The organism is Streptomyces sp. NPDC002785 (assembly GCF_040295565.1).
In the GTDB taxonomy this organism is placed as follows: domain Bacteria; phylum Actinomycetota; class Actinomycetes; order Streptomycetales; family Streptomycetaceae; genus Streptomyces.
This window is the reverse complement of record NZ_JBEOVN010000423.1, coordinates 1-1,485: the sequence shown is the minus strand read 5'-3', so window position 1 is coordinate 1,485 and position 1,485 is coordinate 1. Positions and strand designations below refer to the sequence as shown.

General features: G+C 70.8%; 1 protein-coding gene. It reads left to right on the top strand.

Going from position 1 to position 1,485, the window contains the following annotated elements; all coding sequences use genetic code 11:
• The coding region (locus ABTZ94_RS37510; RefSeq protein ID WP_351207939.1) for a type I polyketide synthase at positions 1-1,485 on the top strand (1,485 nt) is incomplete at both ends.

Here is a 1,485-nt window from a genome sequence, read left to right as displayed (position 1 = left end):
CGCAGGCGCTGCGCAACGGTGAGTGCTCGATGGCGCTGGCCGGCGGTGTGACCGTCATGGCCACCCCGGACACCTTCATCGACTTCAGCCGCCAGGGCGGCCTGTCCACCAGTGGCCGCTGCAAGTCCTTCGCCGCGGCGGCGGACGGCACCGGCTGGTCCGAGGGCGCGGGCATGCTCCTCGTGGAGCGGCTCTCCGACGCCCGCAGGAACGGCCACCCGGTACTTGCCGTCGTGCGCGGCACGGCGGTCAACCAGGACGGCGCGAGCAACGGACTGACCGCCCCGAACGGCCCGTCGCAGCAACGCGTCATCCGGCAGGCGCTGGCCAATGCGGGCGTCTCCGCCGCAGAGGTCGACGTGGTCGAGGCACATGGCACCGGTACGACGCTGGGTGACCCGATCGAGGCTCAGGCGCTGCTGGCCACCTACGGCCGCGAGAGGTCCGAGGACCAGCCGCTACTGCTGGGTTCCATCAAGTCGAACATGGGCCACACCCAGGCCGCCGCTGGCGTCGCGGGCATCATCAAGATGGTCATGGCGATGCGGCACGGCCTGCTGCCACAAACCCTCCACATCGACGAGCCCTCGCCGCACGTCGACTGGGAGGCGGGCGCGGTCTCGCTGCTGACCGAGTCGGTGGCGTGGCCGGAGACCGGCCGCCCGCGCCGTGCGGGCATCTCCTCCTTCGGTGTGTCCGGCACCAACGCACACACCATCATCGAGCAGGCCCCGGAGCCGGAGGCCGTCCCCGAGCCTGCCCCGGACGCACCCTCGCGAGAGCCCGGCGTACTGCCCTGGGCGCTGTCCGGCAAGAGCACGGAGGCGCTGCGCGCCCAGGCTGAGCGGCTGCTCACGCACATCGAGCGCTTCCCCGAACAGCGGCCCCTCGATCTCGGCCACTCGCTGGCGACCACCCGAGCCGCCCTCGATCACCGCGCGGTGGTCGTGGGCCCGGACCGGGCCGCTCTGGTGGCGGGCCTCGAGGCACTGGCGCGCGGCGAGTCCGCGTCGAATCTGGTCGAGGGTTGGGTCGCCGACGGCAGGACGGCGTTCCTGTTCACCGGCCAAGGCAGTCAGCGCCTCGGCATGGGGCGTGAGCTGTACGACGCCTTCCCGGCGTTCGCGACGGCCTTGGACGCGGTCTGTGCCGAGCTGGATACACACCTCCAACGTCCGCTGAAGGACGTGCTGTTCGGTGACGATGCCGAGCTGCTCGGCCGGACGGGCTTTACGCAGCCTGCGTTGTTCGCGGTCGAGGTGGCGTTGTTCCGTTTGCTTGAAGGCTGGGGTGTGGAGCCGGACTTCCTGTCCGGGCATTCGATCGGTGAGTTGGCCGCCGCGCATGTGGCGGGTGTGCTGTCCCTGTCCGACGCGTCGAAGTTGGTGGCGGCTCGTGGTCGGTTGATGCAGGAGCTTCCGGCGGGTGGCGCGATGTTCGCGGTGCAGGCGTCGGAGGACGAGGTTGTGCCGTTGTTGACCGAGG